At 58.4% G+C, this 25,418-nt stretch carries 27 protein-coding genes; 16 read left to right on the top strand and 11 right to left on the bottom strand.

The features are described from left to right. Positions 1 to 144: 144 nt before the first annotated feature. From ACQRBT_RS17650 to ACQRBT_RS17635, 4 genes are all read right to left on the bottom strand, one after another. Positions 145 to 1,608, bottom strand: coding sequence for an aldehyde dehydrogenase family protein (locus ACQRBT_RS17650; RefSeq protein WP_412046382.1), 1,464 nt, complete (start codon positions 1,606 to 1,608; stop codon positions 145 to 147). Positions 1,609 to 1,678: 70 nt separating this feature from the next. Continuing rightward, positions 1,679 to 2,695 (bottom strand): hydroxyquinol 1,2-dioxygenase, encoded by a 1,017-nt coding sequence (locus ACQRBT_RS17645; RefSeq protein ID WP_412046383.1) that lies wholly within the window; start codon positions 2,693 to 2,695, stop codon positions 1,679 to 1,681. A 36-nt stretch (positions 2,696 to 2,731) separates the two neighbouring features. Beyond that, a complete protein-coding gene (locus ACQRBT_RS17640) occupies positions 2,732 to 3,223 on the bottom strand; it encodes a hydroxyquinol 1,2-dioxygenase (protein ID WP_412046519.1) in 492 nt (163 codons plus the stop codon). Positions 3,224 to 3,382: 159 nt separating this feature from the next. After that, on the bottom strand, positions 3,383 to 4,312 hold the full coding sequence (locus ACQRBT_RS17635; protein WP_412046384.1) for a LysR family transcriptional regulator: 930 nt from the start codon (positions 4,310 to 4,312) through the stop codon (positions 3,383 to 3,385). Between the two features lie 72 nt (positions 4,313 to 4,384). Between ACQRBT_RS17635 and ACQRBT_RS17630 the strand changes: the two genes are divergently transcribed. Beyond that, complete coding sequence (locus tag ACQRBT_RS17630; RefSeq protein ID WP_427851683.1) at positions 4,385 to 4,531, top strand: hypothetical protein; 147 nt, start codon at positions 4,385 to 4,387, stop codon at positions 4,529 to 4,531. A 107-nt stretch (positions 4,532 to 4,638) separates the two neighbouring features. On the opposite strand, the gene ACQRBT_RS17625 is transcribed toward ACQRBT_RS17630, so the two are convergent. Both ACQRBT_RS17625 and ACQRBT_RS17620 read right to left on the bottom strand, forming a co-directional pair. After that, on the bottom strand, positions 4,639 to 5,271 hold the full coding sequence (locus tag ACQRBT_RS17625; protein ID WP_412046385.1) for a cytochrome b: 633 nt from the start codon (positions 5,269 to 5,271) through the stop codon (positions 4,639 to 4,641). A 104-nt stretch (positions 5,272 to 5,375) separates the two neighbouring features. Continuing rightward, complete coding sequence (locus ACQRBT_RS17620) at positions 5,376 to 6,686, bottom strand: hypothetical protein (RefSeq protein WP_412046386.1); 1,311 nt, start codon at positions 6,684 to 6,686, stop codon at positions 5,376 to 5,378. Positions 6,687 to 7,390: 704 nt separating this feature from the next. On the opposite strand from ACQRBT_RS17620, the gene ACQRBT_RS17615 reads away from it, so the two are divergent. Beyond that, the gene (locus ACQRBT_RS17615; RefSeq protein WP_412046387.1) at positions 7,391 to 8,128 is read left to right on the top strand and encodes a GntR family transcriptional regulator; all 738 of its coding nucleotides are present in this window, start codon (positions 7,391 to 7,393) and stop codon (positions 8,126 to 8,128) included. A 234-nt stretch (positions 8,129 to 8,362) separates the two neighbouring features. On the opposite strand, the gene ACQRBT_RS17610 is transcribed toward ACQRBT_RS17615, so the two are convergent. After that, positions 8,363 to 8,923, bottom strand: a complete 561-nt coding sequence (locus tag ACQRBT_RS17610) for a VOC family protein (protein ID WP_412046388.1) — start codon at positions 8,921 to 8,923, stop codon at positions 8,363 to 8,365. A gap of 26 nt (positions 8,924 to 8,949) precedes the next feature. Further along, a complete protein-coding gene (locus ACQRBT_RS17605) occupies positions 8,950 to 10,203 on the bottom strand; it encodes an MFS transporter (RefSeq protein WP_427851684.1) in 1,254 nt (417 codons plus the stop codon). 518 nt (positions 10,204 to 10,721) lie between these two features. On the opposite strand from ACQRBT_RS17605, the gene ACQRBT_RS17600 reads away from it, so the two are divergent. The 11 genes from ACQRBT_RS17600 (at position 10,722) to ACQRBT_RS17550 (ending at position 20,406) form a co-directional block, all read left to right on the top strand. Continuing rightward, positions 10,722 to 11,252 carry a cupin domain-containing protein gene (locus ACQRBT_RS17600; protein WP_412046390.1) on the top strand — a complete coding sequence of 177 codons (531 nt, stop codon included), beginning with the start codon at positions 10,722 to 10,724 and terminating at the stop codon, positions 11,250 to 11,252. A 19-nt stretch (positions 11,253 to 11,271) separates the two neighbouring features. Beyond that, complete coding sequence (locus ACQRBT_RS17595) at positions 11,272 to 12,432, top strand: alcohol dehydrogenase catalytic domain-containing protein (protein ID WP_412046391.1); 1,161 nt, start codon at positions 11,272 to 11,274, stop codon at positions 12,430 to 12,432. An 11-nt stretch (positions 12,433 to 12,443) separates the two neighbouring features. Further along, on the top strand, positions 12,444 to 12,584 hold the full coding sequence (locus ACQRBT_RS17590) for a hypothetical protein (protein WP_412046392.1): 141 nt from the start codon (positions 12,444 to 12,446) through the stop codon (positions 12,582 to 12,584). Positions 12,585 to 12,616: 32 nt separating this feature from the next. After that, positions 12,617 to 13,864 carry a CaiB/BaiF CoA transferase family protein gene (locus ACQRBT_RS17585; RefSeq protein WP_412046393.1) on the top strand — a complete coding sequence of 416 codons (1,248 nt, stop codon included), beginning with the start codon at positions 12,617 to 12,619 and terminating at the stop codon, positions 13,862 to 13,864. A gap of 13 nt (positions 13,865 to 13,877) precedes the next feature. Beyond that, on the top strand, positions 13,878 to 14,657 hold the full coding sequence (locus ACQRBT_RS17580; RefSeq protein WP_412046394.1) for an enoyl-CoA hydratase-related protein: 780 nt from the start codon (positions 13,878 to 13,880) through the stop codon (positions 14,655 to 14,657). A gap of 10 nt (positions 14,658 to 14,667) precedes the next feature. Then, positions 14,668 to 15,435 (top strand): enoyl-CoA hydratase/isomerase family protein, encoded by a 768-nt coding sequence (locus ACQRBT_RS17575; protein WP_412046395.1) that lies wholly within the window; start codon positions 14,668 to 14,670, stop codon positions 15,433 to 15,435. Next, positions 15,428 to 16,135, top strand: a complete 708-nt coding sequence (locus ACQRBT_RS17570; RefSeq protein ID WP_412046396.1) for an SDR family NAD(P)-dependent oxidoreductase — start codon at positions 15,428 to 15,430, stop codon at positions 16,133 to 16,135. Before ACQRBT_RS17575 ends, ACQRBT_RS17570 begins: the two co-directional genes overlap by 8 nt. A gap of 12 nt (positions 16,136 to 16,147) precedes the next feature. Further along, positions 16,148 to 17,314: an acyl-CoA dehydrogenase family protein gene (locus tag ACQRBT_RS17565; protein WP_412046397.1), complete on the top strand. Its 1,167-nt coding sequence runs from the start codon at positions 16,148 to 16,150 to the stop codon at positions 17,312 to 17,314. After that, a complete protein-coding gene (locus ACQRBT_RS17560) occupies positions 17,311 to 18,204 on the top strand; it encodes a 3-hydroxyacyl-CoA dehydrogenase family protein (protein WP_412046398.1) in 894 nt (297 codons plus the stop codon). Before ACQRBT_RS17565 ends, ACQRBT_RS17560 begins: the two co-directional genes overlap by 4 nt. A gap of 94 nt (positions 18,205 to 18,298) precedes the next feature. Further along, positions 18,299 to 18,952, top strand: coding sequence for a 3-hydroxyacyl-CoA dehydrogenase family protein (locus ACQRBT_RS17555; protein ID WP_412046399.1), 654 nt, complete (start codon positions 18,299 to 18,301; stop codon positions 18,950 to 18,952). Next, complete coding sequence (locus ACQRBT_RS17550) at positions 18,949 to 20,406, top strand: 3-hydroxyacyl-CoA dehydrogenase (RefSeq protein WP_412046400.1); 1,458 nt, start codon at positions 18,949 to 18,951, stop codon at positions 20,404 to 20,406. Before ACQRBT_RS17555 ends, ACQRBT_RS17550 begins: the two co-directional genes overlap by 4 nt. A 214-nt stretch (positions 20,407 to 20,620) precedes the next feature. On the opposite strand, the gene ACQRBT_RS17545 is transcribed toward ACQRBT_RS17550, so the two are convergent. Next, a complete protein-coding gene (locus ACQRBT_RS17545) occupies positions 20,621 to 21,184 on the bottom strand; it encodes a VOC family protein (protein WP_412046401.1) in 564 nt (187 codons plus the stop codon). Between the two features lie 72 nt (positions 21,185 to 21,256). Further along, positions 21,257 to 21,532, bottom strand: coding sequence for a hypothetical protein (locus tag ACQRBT_RS17540; protein ID WP_412046402.1), 276 nt, complete (start codon positions 21,530 to 21,532; stop codon positions 21,257 to 21,259). Positions 21,533 to 21,858: 326 nt separating this feature from the next. Here ACQRBT_RS17540 and ACQRBT_RS17535 point away from each other — a divergent pair, with 326 nt between their 5' ends. Then, positions 21,859 to 22,866 carry an MsnO8 family LLM class oxidoreductase gene (locus ACQRBT_RS17535; RefSeq protein ID WP_412046403.1) on the top strand — a complete coding sequence of 336 codons (1,008 nt, stop codon included), beginning with the start codon at positions 21,859 to 21,861 and terminating at the stop codon, positions 22,864 to 22,866. 170 nt (positions 22,867 to 23,036) lie between these two features. On the opposite strand, the gene ACQRBT_RS17530 is transcribed toward ACQRBT_RS17535, so the two are convergent. Then, a complete protein-coding gene (locus ACQRBT_RS17530) occupies positions 23,037 to 23,891 on the bottom strand; it encodes a fumarylacetoacetate hydrolase family protein (RefSeq protein ID WP_412046404.1) in 855 nt (284 codons plus the stop codon). Between the two features lie 295 nt (positions 23,892 to 24,186). Here ACQRBT_RS17530 and ACQRBT_RS17525 point away from each other — a divergent pair, with 295 nt between their 5' ends. Beyond that, complete coding sequence (locus tag ACQRBT_RS17525) at positions 24,187 to 24,564, top strand: nuclear transport factor 2 family protein (protein WP_412046405.1); 378 nt, start codon at positions 24,187 to 24,189, stop codon at positions 24,562 to 24,564. Positions 24,565 to 24,640: 76 nt separating this feature from the next. After that, complete coding sequence (locus ACQRBT_RS17520) at positions 24,641 to 25,339, top strand: SDR family NAD(P)-dependent oxidoreductase (protein ID WP_412046406.1); 699 nt, start codon at positions 24,641 to 24,643, stop codon at positions 25,337 to 25,339. Positions 25,340 to 25,418: the final 79 nt, after the last annotated feature.

The raw sequence follows: 25,418 nt of genomic DNA, 5'->3' as shown, positions 1-25,418 counted from the left end.
GGGTTGTCGTAGGGGCTGTCGCATGCGATCCGTGCCGTCTCAGCGGCGCCGTCGGGTGGAAAGCCAAGGCTCTCCAAAGCCAAGGGTATTCCCAACTTTCGATTGAGCTCATACAGCAGTGGGCCCACCTCATCGACCTCAATCTCAGCGTTTGTAATGGGGGGCGATGGCTGCATCGACATTGACCCAGACTGAGTGGGCCTCGGTGTAGTCGTGGATAGCTTCAAAGCCCATCTCACGCCCATAACCGGACTGGCCAACCCCGCCGAAGGGGCTACCCGGGCTCACACGCTTGTAACAGTTAATCCAGCACATGCCGGCACGGATCTTCGATGCCATTTGGTGGGCGCGCTGCAGGTTCTGTGTCCATAGGCCGCTGCCCAGGCCATAGGCTGTACCATTGGCGATCGCCAAGGCTTCCTCATCAGTAGAGAAGCGCGTCACTGTGACGAACGGTCCGAAAACCTCCTCCTGCGATACACGGTGGTGCGGCAGCGCTTCTACGATCGTCGGTTCGACAAAGTAGCCGTCAGCCAGACCTGGCGCACTGGGCGTACGACCGCCGGAAAGAATTTTCCCGCCCTCCTCCTTTGCCACAGCAACGTAGGACAGAACGCGATCACGATGCAGGGCCGAGGTCAGCGGCCCCATCTCTGTATTGGGATCAAGCGGGTCACCTAGCCGAATGGACTCAGCCAGCTTGATGAACTTCTCCAGGAAGGCGTCGGCAATACGTTCATGAAGGACAAGACGCGAGCCGGCGATGCAAGCTTGCCCCTGGTTGTGAAAAATTGCCCAGGCAGCGCCATTGACAGCCGCTTCCAGGTTGGCGTCTTCAAATACGATGTTGGCGCCTTTACCGCCCAGTTCTAATTGGACGCGCTTCAGGTTTCCCTGGGACGCCTCGACGATACGCTTGCCAGTAGACGTCGAACCCGTGAATGCGATCTTGCCTACCCCCGGATGCTCGGCAAGGCGCTGCCCCGCCGTGTGACCATACCCGGGCACCACGTTAACCACGCCATCGGGAAACCCGACTTCTTTCATGAGCTCAGCGATACGCAGGGTCGATAGCGGGGTAATCTCGGAAGGCTTTATCACCACGGTATTGCCGGCCGCGAGCGCGGGGCCCATTTTCCAGCTGGTGAACATGAGCGGGAAATTCCAAGGCACGATTTGCCCTACCACCCCAATCGGCTTGCGCTGGACGTAGTTCAGAAAGCCCACATCGACAGGAATCACCGAACCTTCGATCTTGTCAGCCATACCGCCAAAATAGCGAAAGCACGCGGCGGTACGCGGTACATCGAGGTTGCGAGAATCGCGGATGGGGTGGCCGGTATCGCGTGACTCAAGCTGTGCCAGTTCTTCGGCATTCGCTTCAATAACATCGGCCAGTTTGAGCAGAAGACGCCCGCGCTGGGCGGCTGGAAGAGCCGCCCACGCGGGAAATGCGCGCTGGGCAGCGGCAACAGCCAGGTCGACATCCTCGGCTTCAGCAGCGGCGATCCTAGTGATGAGCGAGCCATCTGCTGGAGAAAGTACGTCGATTTCACCCCCTTTAGCGGCAGGAACGAAGCGGCCATCAATGAAGAGTTGGTTTTGCATGGTCAACACTCCCCTACGCCGCACATCAATGCGGCGTGGCTTTTGAACATCAGCGAATGCGAAGTTGTTATCAGAAGTCGACTGGGTACGGCTTGAGCGCGCCGCTCTCGTACCGTTGCGGAAGATTTGGTGTTGCGTTTTCCCAGACCAGAAGCATGGATCGTTTGGTGGAATAGCCTTGGTGACGGATGTCTGCCGGCATGGCGGCGATGTCACCGGCGCGCATCGTGAGACGTGCCCGCGGGGTGCCGTCGTCCTTATCACCCACATCCCAGATGATTTCGTCCGACATCTGCAGGAACCACTCGACACGGTCATTTCCGTGGAAGACCGGCAAGATGTATTCCTCAGTGGTGGGACAGAACAGGCTGGCCTTGCACACCGAGGTCACCGAAGGGTTCCAGGTCACGTCAGAGCGCGACAGGTACTTGAACAGGTTGATAGCATGAAGCTCGCCTTCGAACCCCGCAGCGACGTGCACTTCGGGTTCATCTTGCAGCACGTCCTCAAACTGGCGATTCACCGGGAGATCATTTCGTAGCGGCGAGTCGTCCGGGAGACCCGGCATCCGTTTCGTAGCGATACGGAAACGTTCGATGGCCTTGATGTTGTCACCGTGTTTGCGACCGAACGCCGTGCCGGTCTCGGCCGGTGCTGCAAACGGGTCGAAACCCTCGTTCGTCCAGTCGCGCAGAATCGCCTTGAAAGTCGCCATGATCTTCGGAGTTTCGAACTGCTCGATGTAATCAACCCCGGCATCACGCAAAACACCGTTGAAGGTACCTGCGTACAGGTCGACCTTGCCGTAGTGGTTATGGGTGCCGATGACAGAGTCGAAGTTTACCCAGCCATAAAAAAAGCCCCAGGCAACGTCACGCATCAGGGCCCGCAGGAACGCATCGGCGGGAATCAGGTGGGACCTTATCTGTCCCTTTGCCGGCCATTCGACACGAGCGAAATATTCGTCGCGGGAGATGGTGAAAGCACCGAGACGATACGTGCGATAACCGGTTGTGGCATCGGGCGCGCTTGCATCGACATCCTCAATGAGGGGGGAATAGATTTCCAGCGTATCAAGCATAGCCATGTTCATGATCCTTGTTCTTATCAGTCCGAAGAGGAATTATTTCAGGCAGATGTCTGCCCACTTCTCGATAGAAAGAGGGCCTTGAATCGTCTGTTGAAGCAGCACACCGGGACGGGGACTTTCGAAGCGATAGGCACAACCGGCCGGCAGAAGTGCCTGATGGCCACGGCGTAGCACGACATAACCCATCGGGCGACCTTTGGGCTCCTCGCCGGCGAACTGAGTACCCTCGGCCCCCTCGAAAGGTTGAACGAGCTTGAGGAAATCGATACGAACCTCGCCATCCATGCAGATCGCGAACTCGTCATGAGCGCAGGTATACCAAGGGGAACGGCCCTCCGCGCGTAGCACCTCGATGACATAACCGAGGTTGAGGCCAACAACGACTTTCTCGTAAGGGACGGATTTCTCAGCCACTTCGAAAATGTTCGAAAAGGCGTAGTGGCGGGCATCGCCTTTCACCAATTCGATAGTGCCCTTGCGGTAGTTTGCTAGGGAGCCGAAGACAGTGCGGTATGCAGCGCTCATGTCGATTACCTTTGTTGTTGTATTCGTGGCGTTCAAGGTAAGTCTCCTGGATGGGCACAACAACCCCACATCCACCGACCTCAGTGTTTGCAAAAAACAAACAACCGGGGCGTATCAGAAGTCAGCCGATACGTCCCGGTGCATTGCCAAAATCAACTGTTATCGAATCCAGCCGCGTTCCAGCAAAGGCTTGTCCCAGAAGGGTTCTTCGGCCATTCGTTCCACGAGAAAATCGATGAGACTGCGCACCTTAAGGGCATTGCGCTGAGTTGCCGGAAATACAGCTGAAAAGTTGAACGATGATAAGGGATAGTCTGTTAGCAGGGGCACCATGCGGTTGCTCAGCAGATCTGCACTTGCTACGAGCGTCGGCAAGCAAACCAACGCCTCGCCAGTGAGTGCGTAATCCCTCAACAGGTGCACAGAATTCGAACGGATATGCCCAGGCAAGCTGAGCTCTATCACGCCGCTGACGTGGTGAAAATGCCACCGATTTCGAGTTGGGTAGCCTTCATAGAGGGCAATGCGATGGTTCGCCAAGTCTTCAGGGCACTCAGGCACTCCATGGGCATCGAGATAAGCCCGGGTCGCAAGAAAAAGGCGTCGAACGCTGAACAGTTTTCGCTCGATCAGGGTTTCCGCTTGCGAAGGGAACATTTGGAAGGCCACGTCAAAGCCTTCTTCAATAGGATCAACCACGCGGTCATTCACGATGACATCGACTTCAATGTCAGGATAAAGCCTGGTGAACTCTGCCAACAACGTCCCAAAGTGATGGATGGCAAAGCCAGGCAACATCTGGACTCGAAGCTTTCCGGCGGGCTTGGCGCGCTGATCGCGCATCTGCTCGGTAAGGGCATTGAAGCCCGCCACCATGTCAGCGCATTCCCGGTAGTAATTGGCCCCAATCTCGGACAGCCGGACATGCCGGGTGCTACGGTGAAATAGCGGAGCTTTGATAAACGCTTCCAACTGCTGAATTCGATGAGTCACGACTGATCGAGTGACTCCCAACTGCTGCGCAGCACGGGCGAAATTGCCAGTCTCAGCGACCCGAACGAACGCTTCTATACTTAGTAGGCGATCCAAGGGACATCTCCGATTTCATTATTGTTATAAACGCCTCACGCCAGCGGGAGCGAGTCTAGCTGGCGTGAGGCGTTGACCATCGCAAAAGACCTGCGAAGGCTGATGTTCGGCGGGCTCCTGACGGAGCAGTACAACTGGCGACGCCCGCATCAGTTCAACAAAGCGCTGGCACCTGTCATTGCTGAGGTAAAAATTAACGTAGTGTCCGAGATCAGTTGATCCACTACAGTTCAAGAACCGTTCTATATTGAGCCATTGTTATTTCTCCTATCTGCTTGATTCACCCTATGCAGTCGGGCAAACAGCCCGGACGACATCCCGTATAGCTATTTAGCTGCGCCTTTACCCCACGGCCACATGCGTCTCATGATCGGGTCTTTGTCCACCATGTGATGCTTGACGAGTGCGCCGATATGGATCGCTAGCAGGATCGGCATACCCCATTCCGATAGCAGCCAGTGGCTGTCGCGAAACAGCGCAAAGAGTTGGTCGATCGTGCTTACCTCATACCTTTGCATGAACGAAAACATCGGCAGATCGAAAAGACCAAAAAACTGCTGCCTGATCGGATACACCTTGTGCGCCGAAATCATCAGCCAGCCCGTAAGCGGGATAGCGATCATCAGAAAATAAAGAAAACGGTGCATCCAGACGGCAGCGAGAACCTCCCAACGAGACATATGATCGGGGCGGTGCACTGGAGGCCGGTTACGCAGGCGCCAAAGCAGTCGAACAAATGTAAGTACCAGCACCAACACGCCCACCGAAATATGAATGGGTTTGGTCGGGTCCCATGGCGGCAAAACCGGCGGCTCGCCTGTCGGTAGGGCCACTGGCATTGGGGGCAACGGCTCATCGGAAAACAGAAACCCGGTTACCAGGTTGATGATGATCAGGACGGCGATCATCCAATGCAGACTCGCGGCCACTCGGCCATACCGCTCAGTGCTTACAGTCATGACGTTTGCCTTGTTTGTTATTGTTCGGGCAATACATTCGGTATGTAAGGAGGTTGCCGGCCCGGGCTAAGCGCTAAGCGCTTCGCCTGGACCAGCGCTGTGCATCACGACCCCACTTTTTCGCGACGGCCTCCACCGACTGCCTCGAGCATGGGCACCGGCAAACCGAAGTGGCCCTGGGCGAAGCCTTGTGACGCCGCGAGATACTGTGCGATCGGGTGGGTGCGGTAGGTGGCCATTGCACGGTAGTAACGGCCCATACGCCCCATCGCAGCACCAGTGCCTGCGGCATAGGTGCACTTTTCAACCACGCCCGCCGCCATACGCGCCGCCTGAGTGCACAGCGCGCTGGCCTCGAAGTCCTTCTCGGCAGTGAGCGGAATGCCCTTGGCCCAATCGTCGTGCGCCTGTTGGTACCAGCGCGCGAATTCCATCAGTGCCGCGTCGGCCGCCTTGGCTTCCATCAGTGCTTCACCGAAGACCATCTGGTAGTCGGTACTCCTGTAGCGGAAGTCGAACGGTGGGTTTATGGTTTTCTTCGTCTGAAGTATTTCACCCAGCTCATCGATAGCAGCCCATGCCATGCCTACAACGCAAGAGGCGATGGTCGAGCTGAAGAAGGAGGTGGTCAGGCCGAGATACATGGGGTTGCCATGGAGGCGGGTGCCGAAAGTGCCGTCAGGGGTTTCGCCTGCGCGTTGATATTCCGAGAACGGCGCTACCATGTGTTCAGGCACGAACACGTTGTCGATCTGGAATGTGTGAGACCCGCTGGCCTCGAGGCCAAACGACTTGCCGATGCCCCAGCTGTCCCAGCGGACGGTCACGTTCTCGATCGGGATGACCGGCACGTAGAAGTCCGGTGGCAGATCCTTCCCTTCCTCTACAAGCCGAGCCGTTGGCATGACGTGGGTCGCATAGCGCATGCCAGACCCAAAGTCCCAGGTGCCGTTGACGATGTAGCCGCCTTCGACCTTGCGCATGGTGCCATTGGGGACCGGCGCGCGCAGCGGCGCCAGGGCCAGACCATTGTTCTGACCGAATATTTCGTCTTGTGCCTGCTCGTTGTAATGCGCTGCGAGGCAGGCAATGTGGCCAGCGCCGAAGGTGTAGCACCAACCGCTTCCCGGATCGCTGCGTCCCATTTCAATGGCCGAGCGAATAAAGGTACGGAAATCGAATTCGAAACCGCCATAACGCTTTGGTTGAAGTGCGCGGTAGCCACCGAAGGCAAGCAACTCATCGTGAACCGATTGAACGTAACCCGCGTTTTTTTCGGCTTCAGCTTGCTGTTCACGAATCAGCGGGCGCAGACCGATGATCTTGTCGATAAATTGCTCCGGAGTCAGAGCGGGTACAGGATCTGTGTATGTCTGAACGTGGGCCTGAGCCTCACTGTTTTGCAGAGTAATCATCGCTGGGTTTCTCCTTCTTATTACGCGGCGCCCCGAGGCGTAGCGTTCTTATTATGGATAGTCTACAATCGATTATGCTTGATTTAGCCCGAATCATCCCATCGTGCCGGCCAAGCGTATGTCAAACAGGTTGCTTATCAAATTCGAGTACGGACGTGATGCGGATATCCACCGAAAAGCACCGTATATCCTAGGATTAGCAATAAAAATAAATGCCACATGTGTTTCTTGTGCGAGAGGTTTCGATCCGTCGAGGTCGCTACGTCACATGGACAAACCATAGCGCAAGTTCTTTTTGCCGTCACCAACAATCGATTATTTTTTGCCGCAATAAGCGGAGGCGAGATGGCCGCGCCAATGTCGGCCCAAGGAAACACACAAGAAATATGCACACGCACTGCTGTAACGTTGAAAACGAGGTCTCTACTCCGAGGGGCGCTGAAACAACCGCTGGAAAAAACACCGACATACCGCCGCTAGAAGCATTTCCCGCGACGCTTTATTCTCCATCCGGCTGCTTGGAACTGATCGGTGTCGCCCATGCCAATATCTGGACGTATCATGGGTTGGTATTCTGGTTGCATAAGACGTTATGAACTGGCACCAAATGGACGTTACGGCACGAACGCTTCACCGCACCCCGACTAGGTTTCCATTTCGGATAACGTGTTGTTGCCGGCTTCCGATATTCAATAGAGCCTAATATGAAAATTGTCGATCCATATCCACACCTGCGGTACGCCACGCATGACACCAGTCCGCCGCGCAGCATCACATCCGCGGTTTTTCACAAGCTGCGCAAGGCAATTCTTGTAGGCCAGTTTGAGCCAGACCAGAGGCTGAGCGCAGGGCACCTGTCCGAGCACTACAAGATCAGCCTTGGGGCTGTGCGCGAAGCCTTGGCTCGTCTGGCAGCGGAGGGGCTGCTGGAGTCGCAGGACCATAGAGGCTTCCGGGTTGCGGGAATTTCCAAAGAAGAACTGCTGGACCTGACCGAAGCGCGCATCAACATCGAGAGCCTGGCGTTGCGCATCTCTATCGAGCGGGGCGATCAAGCCTGGCTAGATAACGCGTCCGCTGCTTACCAGGCCATGCGCCAGGCCTACTCCACACCATTCGTCGAAGCCGAGCATCGGTCCGCACTGCATCTGTTTTTCCACATGGCGCTATTAGAAGGCTGTAATTCGCAATGGCTGATGCGAACCTGCACGACCATGTTCGAACGGGCCGAGCGCTACCGGCAGCTTTCGGCGGCCTACGGAAAAAGCAGCCGTGACGTGGAAAACGAGCACGAGATAATTTTCAACGCCGTCATGGATAGGGACGTCGATACGGCGATCGCTGCGCTGTCGCAGCATATCCAGGAGACCACTAACGCGGTGCTGCAGGCGGAAAGCGAATCCTCGACTTCCATCTTCGAGCTTCACTTGGCGAAGAAATAAGACTGATCGAGCGATTGCGGGGAGCTGTACCAGCCCCATGGTTGAAGGGCGAAACTCACGTATTGCTGGAGCCTGCTAGGGCTCCAGGCCCGCTTGGCTTGGAGCTACCAGCCTGACAATCGCAGGCAGGATCAAGCTGATCTGCTATTGATGCGCTTATATAGATGGATACAAGAGTTACCTTTGGGGTTGGCAAGCGATGCACTTTGCAACCCCAAAGCCTACCTAAGCGCTTTAGTCGACAACCCCCATCAATTTCTTCATATCCCGAACCCACTCCTCTCGAGGCTTGAACCCCGGTAGCGACCGCGCGTGGGCTTCCACCTTCGTCATGACGTCCTTATCCGACTCGGTAATATCGAGCGGGAGCAGCATGGGCTGATGCGCGTACCAAGGCGTATGCAGATAGAACTCCAGCCGAAGCCCTTCGGGGTCATGGGCATAAACCGAAATCGAGTTGCCATGCGTCACCGTTTCGAACCGGTCCAACCCTTCACGAAGGAAGTTTTTGTGAATCGTGCGAAGATCATCCAGGCATTTCACCTTGAACGACAGCTGATTGACGACACTATCGTAGTCTATCGCTGAATCGCGCCCGCTCAGCATCACGATCTGGTGATGCTCTTCAGGGTCTCGGCTGAAAAACGTCAGCTTGATCTTGCCTTGTGACGGGCTCGTAATTTCGCCGTGATCGGTCACGAAGAAGCCCAGCACCCGCGTATAGAAGTCAGTTTGTTTGTCGAGGTCCTCGACGTACAAACCTATATGGCTAAAGGTCAGTCCGGTCGTCGTCATTCCTGCTGCTCCTATCGTAGATTGGATCAACGCGACATTTCCTGCGCCGGTATGGAGGGTGTAGTGTCATGTGATGCGAGTGGCCGCGGGGCAGAAGAGAAGTACAGCGCGATGGCCGCGACCACGTTGATACCAACAATGGTGTAAATGACCGCCATGTAGTTCTGATTCGCATCGAAGTAGGCGCCCGCCGCCACCGGCACGATGCCGCCGCCGATGGTCTGGATGATCATTCCGAACGCCGTCAGCGCCGGGAAAACCTTGGTGCCCCAGTAGTGGCTGAGGATCGCCATCATCCCGACCTGCGCACCGCCGAAGCCGATCCCAGTGACCACTGCGTAGCCGTACAGCATGGTCATACTGCTGACCTTGGACAGCACAACGAAACCGCAGACAAAGCAGCCCATGGCCAGAATGAAGGCGCGGCGCAACTCCAGCTTCGGCGCCAGCAGCCCGAAGCCCATGTTGCCCGCCACCATGAAGATCGCCAGCAGCGACATGGTCGACGCCGCATCGGCGGCGCTGATGCCAGCTGCGCGCAAGTGCACTTGCGAGTGGCCCATGATGAAGCCGTTGCCCGCCGCCACCGTCAGCATGCACAGGGTGACGATCCACAGCAGCGGCGTGCGCAAGGCTTGAGAAAAGGTCATGTCGATACCGACAGGCGTGGCCGAAGCGCCTGGCGGCGGAGGCGGCATCAAACCATCATCAGCGGCGATAGAACGCCCAGCTACTGGCCCGGGACGGCGAACCACCAACAGGCTGATCATCAGCCCCAGCAGACCGGCTGCGGCAAACACCCACCAGCCCAGGCGCCAGCCACCATTACTGACGACGCTGCCGACCAGCGCAATCAGCAAAAAGCTCACCACGCCCATTGAGGCATATAACACCGAAAGCGCCAGGGTCCGGTGTTCGACGAACCAGGTCGCCACACCGGCCTGGCAGGGAATCAACCCGAACGAGCCGGCCAGTCCCATCATCAGGCTGAAGCCGATCAGGGCGTGCCATGGTTCGAATGCCAAGGTCGCCAGCGCGACGCCACCGGCCAGCATGATGCAACTGCTGATGATCAGACAGGCCTTGAAGCCCAACTTGCCGACCGACTTGACCACCAACGGACCGGCCAGCGCATTGACCAGCATGTTGAGGGCCGTCAGCAGGCCAAGCGTCTGCTTGTCCCAACCGAGGTCTTCAGCCATGAAGGTGTTGACGATACTGCCACCATACAGGGGAAGCGACATGCTGATGCACAGCATCGCGGAAAACGCGCCTAGCATTACCCAGGCCTGAGGGCTCGAACCTTTCATGCATGCGTCTCTTATTATGATTGTGGGACCAGCGGACGACCTCTCTCGAGGTCCATCCAGCGTTGCATTGCGAAGTCGAGATTTTCACATAATCGATTATTGGTCAACACTGGCTATTTGCTGCCAGCTCAATTTTCGTCAAGAGTGCTTTTTTCCCGTTCGATTACCGACCGTCTTCACAACGGTGACCCGCCAGTCTTCGACTTACGCGCGGCGCCCGTAATGCAACGCATGAATGTTTATCAACGCAACCTTGAGCAAAAGCTGCGACGCGCCGCCAGGAACAAGCGACGACATTTCACGTTAGATGCATTGATTTAGCTGACAGAACGCTCAAACAAAAATAATCGATTATTTGTTGATAAGCCAAGCGACCGTGCCTATGCTGAGCTTCATCGCGGGCGCCGAACCCTGCCCATCAGATTGCGTGGATGGGAGTCAGCGACCGCTAAGTCATTGCTCGACTACTAGAATAAGAAGGGAAAACCATGTACGTACGACGCATCGTCACGGGTATCGACAGCGACGGCAAAAGCATCCTCGTCTCCGACGGCTCGGCGCCACGAACCCGCGATTTCGAGCACATCCCCGGCTTCAGCAACACCGTGGTCTGGGCTACCGAAAGCGCTCAGGCGCCGACTGGAAAGCCTGAAGACCCTACCCCCACATTGACTGCGTTCACCGCACCGGCCGGCGGCTCCCGACTGTTTGTGGTTCAGATCCCTCCGGCGTCCGTGTTTGCCGGTCTGGATTTCGCCGCCGCCGATGCCGAGCAGAACGAGCATCTGCCTGGTCTGGCCGAAACCTTCGACCCTGAGCGCCCGGGTTTCCACCGTACCCAGAGCGTCGACTACATGGTCCTGTTGCAAGGTGAGCTCTGGCTGGAGCTGGACAAGGGCCCTGCGGTACAAGTGCGCCCGGGCCATATCGTGGTACAGAACGGCACCTACCACGCCTGGACCAACAAGAGCGATCAGCCGGCGGTTTTCATGGCCTGCTCCATGGGCACGAGCGCCTGAGGCCGGTATGCGGGCACTCATGTTAAACGGTGAATGGGCACCGCGGCCCAACGCCAATCTGAGCGATGAAGACCGCCGTCGCCAGTGGACGCCGGATGCGCGTCTGGCTTGGCGCAACCCGCAGTGGAATGTCGAGGATCAGTCCGATCCGACGATCACCGAACCGGACGATGTTATCGTTCGTGTGCGTGCCGTCGGCCTGGCCAACTCGAACATCCGCATGGGCAACATCGACGATGAGGGCTACGTCGTCCTGCCCTATTCTCTGCATCTGCCGCTGATACCCGGCCATGAGATCGCTGGCGAAGTGGTGGAAACGGGGTCGGCAGTGACGACCGTGAGCCCGGGTGACCCGGTATGCGTCGAGGCGTTGCGGGCCTGCCTGCATTGCAGCAGTTGCCAGCGTGGTCTGTTCAATCAGTGTCTTCATACCGAATTCACCGGCCTGACGATCAATGGCGGCATGGCCCAGTACCTCGTCACCAAAGCCCGCCAGGTCCGCCCCATCGGCGCGATGCGTGCACGCTTTGACGAACAGGCCATGTACGAAGTCGCGACGCTCGCCGAGCCCGCCGCCATCGCCTACAACGGCATGTTCGTGCGCGCCGGCGGCTTCCAGCCAGGCCTGACGACAGTCGCCGTATTCGGCTGCGGCCCCATTGGGCTTGCGGCGGTTGCCCTGGCTCGTTGCAGCGGCGCGATTAAAATCATCGCCTTCGATATCGACGATCACCGCTGCCAACTGGCGCGCGAGCTGGGCGCCGACGAGGTCTACAACAGCCGTACCCTGCGCGAAGCGGGTGGCCGTCCGGGGCAGCAGGTCATGGAGCTGACCCACGGCAAAGGCGCCGACTTCATTGTCGAGGCCGCTGGCGATCACCACGCCACCGTGCCTGAGATCGAAGCCTGTCTCGCAACCTGGGGCAAGGTGGTGTACCTGGGCGTGGAAGTCCGCAACAACCCAAGCCACCTGCTGGCCTACCAGCGCAAGGCCGCCGCGGCCTTCGCAATGATGGGCCACATCGGCGGTTACGACCCGATCATCGCACTACACGCCGCTGGCCGTATGGATCTCTCGCCGCTGATCGATCGTCGCTACGCCATGGAGCAAGCTGTCGAGGCCATTGCCCGCCTGCGCACGCGCCAGGACGTCAAAGTCCTCATCCTGCCCAATGAATAAACAAGATCACGTTGCTCGCCACGCATATGCGCGGCCCGTGCCGTCAGGTGACGGGCGATGGACAGTGCAAGGTCCGATCATGCTACCTGCTGGTACTGGTGTTCTCCGGCCTGGTGATTGCGGGCTATTTCTACTTCTTTCAACTGGCCTAAACGCAGGGTTCTGCCCACAAATGGATCCGATCATGACCGATACCGTGAATGACACCTTGCCCGCTGCGGCACTGCCTCTGGCCCAATCCGGACACCATTTCGACTTCCTGCGAGGCATTCGCGTGCTGGATCTCACCACCTCGGTGGCCGGCCCCTATGCCGCGCAGTTGCTAGGTGACATGGGTGCGGACGTGATCAAGGTCGAGCGTCATCATGGTGATGACGCCCGTGCCTGGGGCCCGCCCTTTCTGGATGGTGAGTCGCTGTGGTTTCTGAGCGTCAACCGCAACAAGCAGAGTGTGCGCCTCGACTACGCCAACCCAGAAGGATTGGAAGTGCTCAAGGCGCTGGTAGCCAAGGCCGACGTGCTAATCCTGAATGCTCCGTCGCGGGTCGCGAAAAAGCTGGGCATCGACTATGCCAGTCTGCAGGCCATCAATTCCCGGCTGGTCTACGCCTCCATCACCGGTTTCGGCATCCAAGGCGAGCGGGCCGACTGGCCCTGCTACGACCTGATTGCCGAAGGCTATTCCGGGGTCATGGACCTCACCGGCGAAATAAGCGATGAACCACAGAAGGTGGGCACGCCCGCGGCCGACATGCTGGCCGGTCAGGATGCCGCCTTCGCCACGTTGTCGGCACTGTTCAAGCGTCACACCACCGGCAAGGGCGCCCTGGTGGACATCGCGCTTGTCGATTCCATGACCCGCTTTCTCACTTGCCGCATCGTGCCCTACCTAGGCTCCGGCGAGGTTCCTCGCCGCTCGGGCGGCAAGGACAGCGTGATCGCCATTTATCAGGCGTTCGAGACAGCCGACGAACCGATCACCCTCGGGCTTGGCAACGACAACATCTGGAAGCGCTTCTGGGAGGTGCTGAATCGGCCGCAGATGATCGAAGACGCGCAGTACGCCAGCAATGCCGATCGCCGTGATCTGCGCGCACACATCGTTACGACCATTCAGGAAATCCTCATCACCCAGCCGCGTGAGCATTGGCTGGCCCTGTTTCGCGAAGCGCGCATCCCGTCCGGCCCAATCAATCGCGTAGACGAAGTCGTCACCGACGAAACGATGCTGGAGCGTGGCCTCTTCTACAACATTCAGAAAGGTAACCGCCGAATCCCACAGGTGGGCACCGCAATGCGCATCGACGGCCAGTCCAACTACCCGCGCCGCCCTCCGCCCGATCTTGGCGAGCACACCGAAACGATCTTGATCGATCTGCTGGGCTATGAGCCTTTACAGCTGGACGCGCTTCGCGCGAACGGCGTCATCTAAGCGAGGCAAACATATGAACTTCGAAACCATCATCTACGAAGAAGACGGTCCCATCGGCACCATTACCCTGAGCCGTCCGGACGACGGCAACATGTTCAACGTGACGATGTGCCACGAAATCCGCGATTGTATCGAGAGCATCCGCCGCGAAACCCGCACACGGGTCATCGTCATCACAGGCGCGGGCGACAAGTTCTTCTGCGTCGGCGGGCGCAAGGACGGCATGGAAGACAGCACGCTGTACGCCGGCACCTTGCCCACCCTGGAAATGTACGAAGCCATCGACCGTCTACAGAAGCCGGTGATCGCCTCGGTCAACGGCTTCGCGGTAGGCGGCGGCAACGTACTGCAGATGGTCTGCGACTGCACCATTGCCAAGGAAAGCGCCGTGTTCCGACAGGTCGGTCCGATGGTGGGTTCCTTCGATGCGGGCTACGGCACCTGGTATCTCGAAGACCTGGTCGGCAAGAAAAGAGCCAAGGAAATCTGGTACCGCAATCCCAAGATAACCGCCCAACAGGCGCTGGAGATCGGGCTGATCAACAAGGTCGTCCCGGACGACCGGCTGGCCGAGGAGACCCGCCTCTTCGCCCTCGAAATCGCCGAGCGCGGCGCTTTCGCCCTGGCGTCGATCAAGGCGGCGTTCAATGCCCGTCACGGTGGCGTTTCCGGTCTCTCGCGCATGGCTCATGACCTGTTGCTCACCACCTACCTGAAAACCGATGAGCACGACGAGCTGGCCTCCGCTTTCGCCGAAAAGCGCAAAGCCAACCCGTCCCGCTTCGGCCATTGAGGTAGCCAGCATGCCTGTGGAAATCAGCCAGCACGGCGAATGCGCCGTGATGACCTTGAACCGGCCGGAGAAGCTCAACGCGCTCTCCTTTGCGTTGCTCAAGGAGATCGACGAAGCACTCAACAGAGCCGCCGCGATGCCCGTACGCGCCCTGATCGTAGTCGGCGCAGGCGAAAAGGCTTTCTGCGCAGGGGCCGATATCGAGGAGCTGCGCAACCGCGACTTGCTGTCGCAAAAGCGCGGCGCCGAAATGGGCCAGGCGGTATTCGCCAAGCTGGCCGCCCTGCCCTTCGTGTCCATCGCCGCCATCCACGGCTACGCCTTTGGCGGCGGCCTGGAACTGGCGCTGGCCTGCACCTTTCGCATCGCCACCGCGCGGGCCAAGGTCGGCCTGCCGGAAATCAAGCTGGGGCTGATCCCCGCCTACGGCGGTACCCAACGCCTGCCCCGTGTCGTGGGCGAAGCCCGCGCGATGGACATGATCCTGAGCGGCCGCACCGTGGGTGCCGAGGAAGGCGAGCGCATCGGCCTGTTCAATCGGCTGGCCGAGGGCGACGTGCTTGAAGCGGCACTGGCATTAGCCGCCGAGTTCACCGGCTACAGCCTCGCAGCCAGCCACTTCGCCCGCGAGGCGGTGAGTCGCGCACTGGATCATCCGATCCACGAAGGCCTGAAGATCGAAGCGGACCTGTCCACCCTCGCCTATCGCACCCGCGATGCCGAGGAAGGCATGGCTGCATTCATGGAAAAACGCACAGCGGAGTTCAGAGATGGCTGACGGACAGATTCTGGTCACGGGCGCCAGCCGAGGTATCGGCGCAGCGATTGTTAGCGAGCTCGCACGGCGCGGATATACCGTGGCCGGGCTGTCCCGCTCGGGCGAGGTACCCGCAGGGTACGGCATTGCCTGTGATGTCTGCGACGAGCAATCGGTCGCCCATGCCGTGGCCGAAGTGGCCGCCAACGGCACGATCAGCGGGGTGATCAACTGCGCCGGCGCCCATGCCGCCGTGCCGACTGCAACGCTGCCGGTCGCGGATTTCGAGCAGACGATGCGCATCAATACCACTGCCGTACTGATGGTCTGTCAGCAGGCCTACCCACATCTGGCCGAGAACGAACAATCGCTGATCGTCAATATCGGCTCCTTTTTCGACAAACTCGGCGTAGTGGACAACGTCGCCTACTGCGCCTCCAAGGCTGCCGTCGGCGCCATTACCCGCTGCCTCTCGGTGGAGTGGGCGAAAGATGGCATTCGCGTGCTCAACGTGGCGCCCGGCTATATCGAGACCGACCTGAACCGCGACTACCTCAGCAAGGAAAAGGTACGCGGCTGGCTTTCCAAACGTATCCCGATTGCCCGCCCCGGACAGGTCGATGAGGTGGCGCGATTGGTTGGCGCACTGTTCAGCGAAAACATCGGGTTTCTGTCCGCAGAGACGATTTATATCGATGGCGGCCAAGGGATTAACCACTAAAGCGAGAAACCCATGAAGGTGTTCGAACAATTGGCTCGCTCGCGGAACTGGAGCGAGGAAGAGCATATGGTGCTCGAGCAGGTACAACGCGTTGCGAATGACATCATCGCACCCAACGCCGAGCATGCCGATGCCAAAGCCGAGTTTCCCCAGAAGAGCCTCGATGCCCTCAACGAGCTGATGCTCAACGGCATCTTCGTACCCGAGGCGTACGGCGGCTTTCCTTCGGCTTATCGGGTCTATCTTGAAGTGGTCAAGATCATCTCCGAAGCCTGCGCCTCGACCGGGATCATCTACGCCACCAATTTCCACGGCATGAAGCCGCTGATCGATTTCGGCAACGAAGAGCAGAAGCAGCGCCTGCTGCCGCGTATCGCCGAAGGCGGGTTGGGCGCGCTGGCCATCACCGAAGCGGGCTCGGGCTCCGACGCGACGGGGATGAAAACGTCGTTTACCCCAGACGGCGACGACATCATCATCAGCGGCAGCAAGCTGTTCATCACCAACGGCGACCGCGCCGATCTGATCCTGCTGTTCGGCAAATGGAGCACCATCGAAGACCCCAAGAAAGCCATCTCCGTACTGGTGTTCGAGAAAGGCACCCCGGGTTTCGAAGTGGGTCGACTGGAGAACAAGATGGGTCACAAGGCCTCTTCCACCGCCGCCATTAATTTCAATGAGTGTCGCGTCCCTCGTACCAATCTGATCGGCGAGCCGGGCGACGGGCTGCGCATCCTACTGGCCTCACTCAACAAATCCCGCCCCAGCATCGCTGCACATGCGCTCGGCATCACCCGCGCCGCGTTCAAGGACATGGTGAATTACATCAATGAACGCACGCAGTCCGGGCGGCGAATCATCGAATTCCAGGGCAACCAGTTCACCCTTGCAGACCTCGCCACTGACCTGGCGATGACCGAGAGCTGGCTCGACTACCTGGCGCGCCTGATCGATGGCGGCGCCACGGATTTCGGCATGGAAGCGTCCATGGCCAAGCTGCGTGCCTCAGACCTCGCCATGCGCATGACCACCGAGGCGGTGCAGATGCTGGGCGGCTACGGCTATTGCAAGGATTATCGCGTAGAGCGGTTGATGCGCGACGCCAAGATTACCCAGATCTGGGAAGGCACCAACCAGATACACCGCCAACTGATCGGCAGGAGTTTCATCCAAAAATGACTACGCCCAACAACACGCCAATCAAAACCGTCGCGGTCTGCGGAGCCGGCGGCACCATGGGCGCCGGCATCGCGATCGTCGCGGCGCGCGCAGGCTTCCGAACCCTTTCACTCGATCGTTCCGAAGAGATGCTCGCCCGCTCGCGCACCAACACCGAGGCGTTCTTCAACAAGTCTGTAGAGCGCGGCAAGATGAGCCAGGCGCAACGCGACCAGGTCCTCGCCAACATGAGCGTGACGACGAGCGTAGATGATCTCGCCGACTGCGATCTGGTAATCGAAGCGGTGTTCGAAGAACTATCAGTCAAGCATGGACTGCTCGAGTCGCTCGGCAAGGTAGTGCCGGAGCACTGCATCATCGCCTCCAACACCTCGACCCTGTCGATCACGGAAATCGCCTCCGCCTTCCCGCGCCCGGACAAAGTTGTTGGCATGCACTTCTGCTTGCCGGCGCAGCTGATGAAGCTGATCGAAATGTCGCCGGGCATTCTCACCTCGGACGCCACTTTCCAGACGGCTTGGCAGTTCACCGAGGCCTGTGGGCAGATCCCCGTGCAGACGCAGGACAAGCCCGGCTTCATCCTCAACGCGCTGCTGGTGCCGTTCAACAACGACGCCATCCGCGCGGTAGAAGCCGGGGTCGCTGACGCCGCTGATATCGACAACGCCATCAAGACCGCTCTGGGTTACAAGATGGGACCGCTGGAGCTGATCGACTTGGTCGGCCTGGACACCCAGGTGCGGCTATGCGAGGCGTTCTATCCCATCACACTCGACCCACGAGCTTCTGCGCCTCCGCTGTTGCGGCGCATGGTGGCTGCCGGGCTGCTCGGCCGGAAGTCAGGCCGCGGTTTCTATAACTATGAAGGCAACGCCATGTTTGGCGCGTAGCAAGTCGATTCAATGGCGTCGTAGTCGGTGTATGCCACCGATCGCTTGAATCCCTTCGCGCTGATTGCGCGCCATCAAAACAGAGAGCAGCACTATGAATTATGCAATAGTCAGCAAGGGCGAGAGCCGCTCCTTTCCTGCCGGAGACGACTTCCTGCGCAACGCGACGGAGCCGACCGAGGCCGAGATACTGGTCTTCCTGGGCGCCAGCATCCTGGAAGCCGACAGCGACAAGGCCGCCATCCTGGTGGAGTTGGGCAACGAGTCCCTGGGCGCCCACACCGGAGAAAGCGCCGGTGAAGAAGGGAGCAACGTTTTAGGCTTCGCCCGCTACCGAAACAGCGGTGACGCGCCGTCCCAGCTGGTCGAACTGGTCAAACAAAAGAACACCCTGCCGCAGGCGCTGGCAGCGGCCAAGGCGCTCTTCGAGTCGGCCGGCCTGACCGTAGCCGTATGCAGCGACCAGCCGGGCCGCATCATCGATCGCCTGGTGCGCCCCAAGTACAACGCCGCGCTGCGTTTTCTGGACGAAGGTCTGGCGACCCAGGAAGCCATCGACCTCACCTGTCGCCTGGGGTTGGGCTATGCCGACGGCCCCATCGAGCGCACCCTGCGCGGTGGTCTGGCCCATCACCATGATATCACCCGTGCGCTGTTCGAAACCTTCGGTACGCCAGCCTATGCCCCGGCGCGGCGCGCCGTAGTGGCTGCCCAGATCCGCGACGGGAATCAGGGTGACGCATCATGACAGCACTTACATCCGATGCAATTATCGCCGTGGCCGGCGCCGGCACCATGGGCGCCGGCATCGCCCAGGTCGCAGCGAGCGCAGGCCATCGCGTCCTGCTGTTCGATGCTTTTGCCGGTGCTGCCGAGCATGGCCTGCAGAATGTCGCCAAGGGGCTCGATGCATTGGTCGCCAAGGGCAAGATGGAGGCGGTCAAGCGCGATGCCATCGTCGGCAACATCAAGCCCGTGGAAAGTATCGCCGCCTTTGCCGAGGCATCGCTGTGCATCGAAGTGATCGTCGAGAACCTTGAGATCAAGCAGCAACTGTTCAAGCAGATCGAGGAAGTGGTCGCAGCGCACGCCATCCTCGCCACCAACACCTCATCCATTTCCGTATCGTCGATTGCTTCGGTGCTTCAGCACCCGGGGCGGTTGGTGGGCATGCATTTCTTCAATCCTGCGCCGGTGATGAAACTGGTGGAAGTGGTCTCCGGTGCGGCGACCGAAAAGGCCGTGGCGCAGACGGTTTTTGATGCAGCCAACGCCTGGGGCAAGACGGCGGTGCATTGCCGATCGACCCCGGGCTTCATCGTCAATCGGGTGGCCCGCCCCTTCTACGCCGAGGCGCTACGCGTGCTGGAAGAAGGCTTCGCCGACGTCGTCACCATCGATGCCCTGCTCACCGAGTGCGCGGGCTTCCGCATGGGCCCGTTCACCCTGATGGACCTGATCGGCCATGACGTCAATTACGCAGTCACTCAGTCCGTCTTCAACGCCTACCACCAGGACCCACGCTATCGCCCATCGCTGTTACAGAAGGACATGGTGGATGCCGGCTGGCTGGGGCGCAAATCCGGGCGCGGTTTTTACGACCATGCCGAAGGAACCGAGAAACCACAGCCCGCGACCGAGCCAGGCATGAGTAACGAGGGAGACGATGACACGAGCGTGCGCCAGAGAATCCTCGCTGGCGAGCAGTGGCAGGTGGGCAACGTACGCATCATCCGAACGGACGGTAAAGCCGCGGTCAGCCATGCACTGAGCTGCGGTCAGCCGGTTGTGCTCTATGACCTGGTCACCGATCCGCAAGCCACCCGCATTGCCATTACCGGATCGTCCAACGTTGCTCAGACGACATGGCAGACCTTGATCGGCTCGCTGCAGGCGGCTGGCTTTGCCGTGTCTCGCGTTGCGGACCGGCCTGGGCTGATCGTAATGCGCACCCTGGCAATGCTGGTCAACGAAGCCTTCGAAGGTAAGTTGCAGCAGATCGCCGAAACAGAATCTATCAATAAAGCGATGCGTCTAGGCGTGAACTACCCGGTCGGCCCGTTCGAATGGGCCGAGCAGATCGGTACTCAGACCCTGCTCGACGTTTTGGACGCGCTCTCCCAGGCCACCGGCGATCCGCGCTACCGCGCGTCCTTGGGGCTGCGTCAGCAGGTCATGGAGAGCCAGCTCGGAGCGCTCTGACACGCTATCGATTAGCTAGGCGGATCGCCGTCAGGCCCATCCTAGGAAGTGCTCTGAAGTCTGCCGTCGTCACGGGTGATGTAGGGTGGGCTTCAGCCCACCAAACAGTCTGTCTCGCCCATCTTGCCTAAGCGCTAGAGACATCTCGTTGCGGTCAGCAAGATGCGACCGGCCAGCCGCTGCTCAACTGCAGCGGCGTGCCACCGGCACAGCGTCAAGCCTCAATTCCCATTCGCTTTTTCATCTCCTGCACCCATTCCGCCCTCGGCTTGAACCCTGGGAGGGAGCTGGCATGAGATTCCAGATGCGCCATCAGTGTCTCGTCGTTCATGGCAAAATCGACCGGAACCCTGAATGGCTGATCCACGTACCAGGGCAAATCGATGTAGCACTCCAGACGAACGCCTTCCGGATCGAGTGCGTATACCGATAGCGCATTACCGTGGGTAATGGCCGCCTCGATGCGCTCCAGCCCTTCGGCAACGAATCGTTCGTGAAGCGTTCTCAATGTCCCCAAGCCGTCGGCGCGCAGCGAAAGCTGGTTGATCAGCTTGGTGAACACCCCGCTCGGCTCCACGCTCTCGGCGAATACGAGCTGATGATGTTCTTCGGGATTGCGGCTCATGAAGACCAGGCGCACCGGCGTGCCGCCTGGACCGGGCAGCGTGCCCCGGTCGGTCACGGTGAATTCGAGCACGCGAGTGTAGAAATCGGTCTGCTTGTCGAGGTCTTTGACGTACAAGCCGAGGTGGCTGAAATCCAGTCCGGTGATGGCCATCGGTTTATTCGCTCGCATTGTTGATTCTGATAGCGACGCCCATTTCAAGCATCGCGGTGATTCCGGCTCGGTTTATCGGTACCAAGCGCGGGGCAGACGAGAAGTACAGCGTGATGGCCGCGACCCCGTTAATGCCAGGCTCGCCAGCGCGACGCCACCGGCCAGCGCACCGGCCAGAATATTGAGGGCCGTCAGCAGGCCCAGCGTCTGCTTGTCCCAGCCGAGGTCTTCAGCCATGAATGTGTTGACGACACTGCCGCCATGCAGGGGAGCGGCAGGCTGATGCACAACATCGCGGAAAACGCGCCTGGCATTACCCAGGCCTGAGGGCTCGAACCTATCATGCATGCGCCTCTTATTATGATTGGCAAACTGGCCGACGGGTCTGATTGGCAGGCTTGCCCGGCGTCGTACCAACACATCAAGGCTTAAATATAATCGATTATTTGTTAGCAAACCATAGCCTATCAATCAATAAAACTGTAAAAATTCGATTTTTAAAAAATCGATTACATAGACTAAGCGAGCATTATCTCCTAGCATGCGATTCGCCGGGAATAGTGAGAAAGTCGTGAAACGCTGGTCATCTGGCGGCAAGTCAGACGCCATTCCAGCCCTACCATTTGCTCGCTTAGCGAAGCGAGGCGCCTCATGCTCTTGCAAGGAAATTGCCGATGAAACTGTCCGTGCTCGATCAATCCCCGATTCTTCATGGCGAGAAGGCACCTGATGCGATACGCAATACGCTCGGGCTGGCCAAAGCTTGCGACGACTTGGGTTTTTACCGTTATTGGATTGCCGAGCATCACGCCTCCCCGACGTTTGCAGGCGCAGCCCCGGAAGCGCTCATCGGCGCCCTGGCAATCGTTACGCAACATCTTCGCATCGGCTCGGGGGGCATCATGCTCCCGCACTATTCCCCTTATAAAGTCGCTGAAACCTTCAGCGTTCTGGCTTCGCTTGCGCCAGAGCGAATTGACCTCGGAGTCGGCCGTGGGCTAGGAGGTGGCCGTCTGTCATCCATAGCCTTGCAGCGAAGCAGAGACCACACACAGAACTACGGCGATTTCACCGAACAGGTCCACGAGCTGATTGCGTACTTCGACAAAGGCGTCGACCTGGTTGCCAATGAAGGCTTGGCGGCGCTTCGCACCACCCTGCCCTACGGCCAAGTGCCTCCGAAACTGTGGATTTTGGGCTCGTCTACAGACAGCGCCGGGCTGGCTGCAAGCGCCGGCTTGCCCTATTGCATCGCAGACTTCATCAACCCTGAAGGGCGCAGGCTTGCCCAAAACTACCGAAGGTTGTTCCGCCCTTCAGCGATCCTGGAACAACCTTATGTCGCTGTCGCCACCATGGCCGTGGCGGCTGATACTGACGAACGGGCACAGCGGCTGGCGCTGCCCTTCATCATGAACATGGCTCATCTTTTTCGTGGGCAGATGATCCCGCTTTCTTCGGTGGATGCAGCCTTGGAGTGGGCTCGCAAGAATCCGGCGCTTACCGCGCCACCCAACCGGATGAGCATAGGCACCGCCGAAAACGTCAAACGGAGTCTCATGGCGGTAGCCGAGGAATATGGTGCGCAGGAACTCCTCATCACCAATATCGTTCCGGAAGCCGAAGCACAGATCGATAGCTACAGGCTCATTGCGCAGGCATTCGATCTGAAGAAGTGCTGACGCGTCATCAATTGCCAAACTGGCCGTCTTCGCACCCGATTGATTGCGAGCCCTTCAGGTTCCCAAGCGCTTCGCAAAAAAACAAGGCCCGCTCAATGAGCGGGCCTTGCCGGTTATCGCTTGCGCGATATGCCGTATCGCTCCGTCCAGGGAGCCTTCCCCATCCAACATCAAACGTTTTCTTTACGAACGTAGTTGCGCAGTACACCAACTTCCGGAATCTCGATTTCCACGACATCCCCGTCCTTCATGAAAATCTGCGGATCACGCTTCAGACCGATACCGCCCGGGGTCCCGGTGGCGATGATGTCGCCCGGCTCGAGCTCGGTCCACTCAGAGATGTATTCGATCAGCTCCGGGATAGTGAACAGCATTTCATCAGACGTCGCGTTCTGCATCTCGGCGCCATTGAGGCGAGCAATCAAACGAATAGGCTGGCCATCAGCGATTTCGCCACGCGTGGTCATGCACGGTCCTAGACCCCCCGTACGGTAGAAGTTCTTGCCAGGCGTCCACTGGGTCGAATGCCACATCCAGTCACGAATGGAGCCGTCATTGAAAGGCGCATAACCGGCGACATAGTCGTACGCGTCTTGCTGACTGATTCGGCGGCCGCGCTTGCCGATGATGACCGCGATCTCCGCCTCATAATCCAGCTGAGGCGACTCCGGAGGCGCAGGCAACTCACCTTCATGTTCGATCAGGCTGTTGGTGAAGCGGGCAAACAGCATCGGCCTTGGCGGGCGCTCCCGACTCGTCTCATCCACATGAGTCTGATAGTTGAGCCCAATACAGATGATTTTCGGAGGATTGGGGATGACAGGAAGATAAGAAATCTCATCTGTACGGTAATCGCCTTCGGCGCCTTTCAAAACCTCCTCGGCTTCGGACAGGGCCCCGGCCTCTAGCAGCGATCGGAGATCAGCATACTTGCCCAACAAACGAGGCTTCAGATCAACCACCCGGTCACCAACCATAGCGCCAAATGTGGCTTCACCGTTGACGCGAAAGCTCAAAAGTTTCATCGACGACCTCTATCTTAATTGTAGTTATATCGCTACCGGAGATTGCAGCAGCGCAAGCGCAATTGAAGATAATCGATTATTTTAAGAGCGTCAACACAGCGCCGCACCCATAGGAAAAACGATTAAATAACGCTTACTATTCATACAGTTAACACGTTCAAAGTAAAAATTTCCGAAAAAAAATCAATGCACAAGCTGTAAAATCTAATCGATTATTAGCTTTAGATCTTGACGCTCATGGAGCGCTCATTCTAGGCTGGAGCTTGCTTCGTCAATCCAATAAGGACAACAAGCCATGAGCGACGCAAAACTAGAACGCAACAAAGCCATCGTCCGGGACTTCTACCAGAAGGTCTTCGTCGAACACGACGTCGATGCCGGGCTAGAGCACTTTCATGATGGTTACATCCAGCACAATCAGATGGTCCCTCCAGGGAAGGAAGCTATGCGTACTGCTTTCCGCAAAGGACTAGAGAATGTGACCACCGAGATCAAACGCATAGTGGCCGAGGGCGATCTGGTGGTGGTGCACCACAACTTCAAATTTGATCCCGTCGGCTTAGGCCTCGCCGTCATAGACATCTTTCGGGTGGAGGGCGACAAGATCGCTGAACATTGGGATGTGATGATGCCGGTTCCAGAGAATCCGCCTTTTCCCAAAGAAATGTTCTGAGTTCGGACCTGCCGCTATCAGCAGGGCACGCTTTTATGCGTCATCCGTCTTTCATCAACATTAAGGAACAAGAGAAATGGCTAAGACAATCGTGATAGTGGGCGCGGGGGGCACGATGGGCCTCTCCATTGCCCGCCAGTTCGGAAAAAACGGCTACAACGTTGGCCTGATTGCCCGTAACCAGGAAAAACTCAGTCAGCTAGCAGCAGATCTGGCGAAAGACGGGGTTACCAACGTCAGCATCCGCACTGCGGATGTGCTCCAGCAAGGGCAACTGACCTCCGCCTTGGCCAGCCTGCGTTACGAGTTCGGTAGCATCGACGTGCTGGAATACAGCCCGGCGCTCGGCCCGCAAAATTATCGCTCAGCGCTGGACGTTACCCCGGAGCTGGCTCAACAAGCATCCGATCTGCTCGTTGTCGGCGCGATTCGCGCGATAACTTCCGTTCTTCCGGCAATGCGTGAACGCAAGAGTGGCTCTCTGCTGTTCATTGCCGGTGGTTCGGCGATGAAACCCATTCCGCCGCTGGCCAACGTCGGCATTGCAACGTCCGGATTGCGCAACTACCTGACCAACCTTCATGGCGCCTTAAAACAAGATGGTGTTTATGTCGGCGCAATCTATGTAGGCGGAATAATCAAGCGGGGCACGGAAGTCGACCCTGACAATATCGCTGCCAAACTTTACGAGATGCATCAGACTCAAGACAAGCATGAAGACCTGGTGCTAGGCCCGCCACCACCCGGAGCACCCGGAGCACCTGGTCCGAAATAAGGACTGTCACAGGCGGCCATTCGAAGTGGCCGCCTGGAACACCGCTTTTTAATAGCCTGCGCCTTGCACGAAATACCTG

It is taken from the genome of Pseudomonas sp. R19M (assembly GCF_050312585.1).
GTDB lineage: Bacteria > Pseudomonadota > Gammaproteobacteria > Pseudomonadales > Pseudomonadaceae > Aquipseudomonas > Aquipseudomonas palleroniana.
Note: the sequence above shows the minus strand (reverse complement) of the source record. Positions and strands in the feature narration are given on the sequence as shown.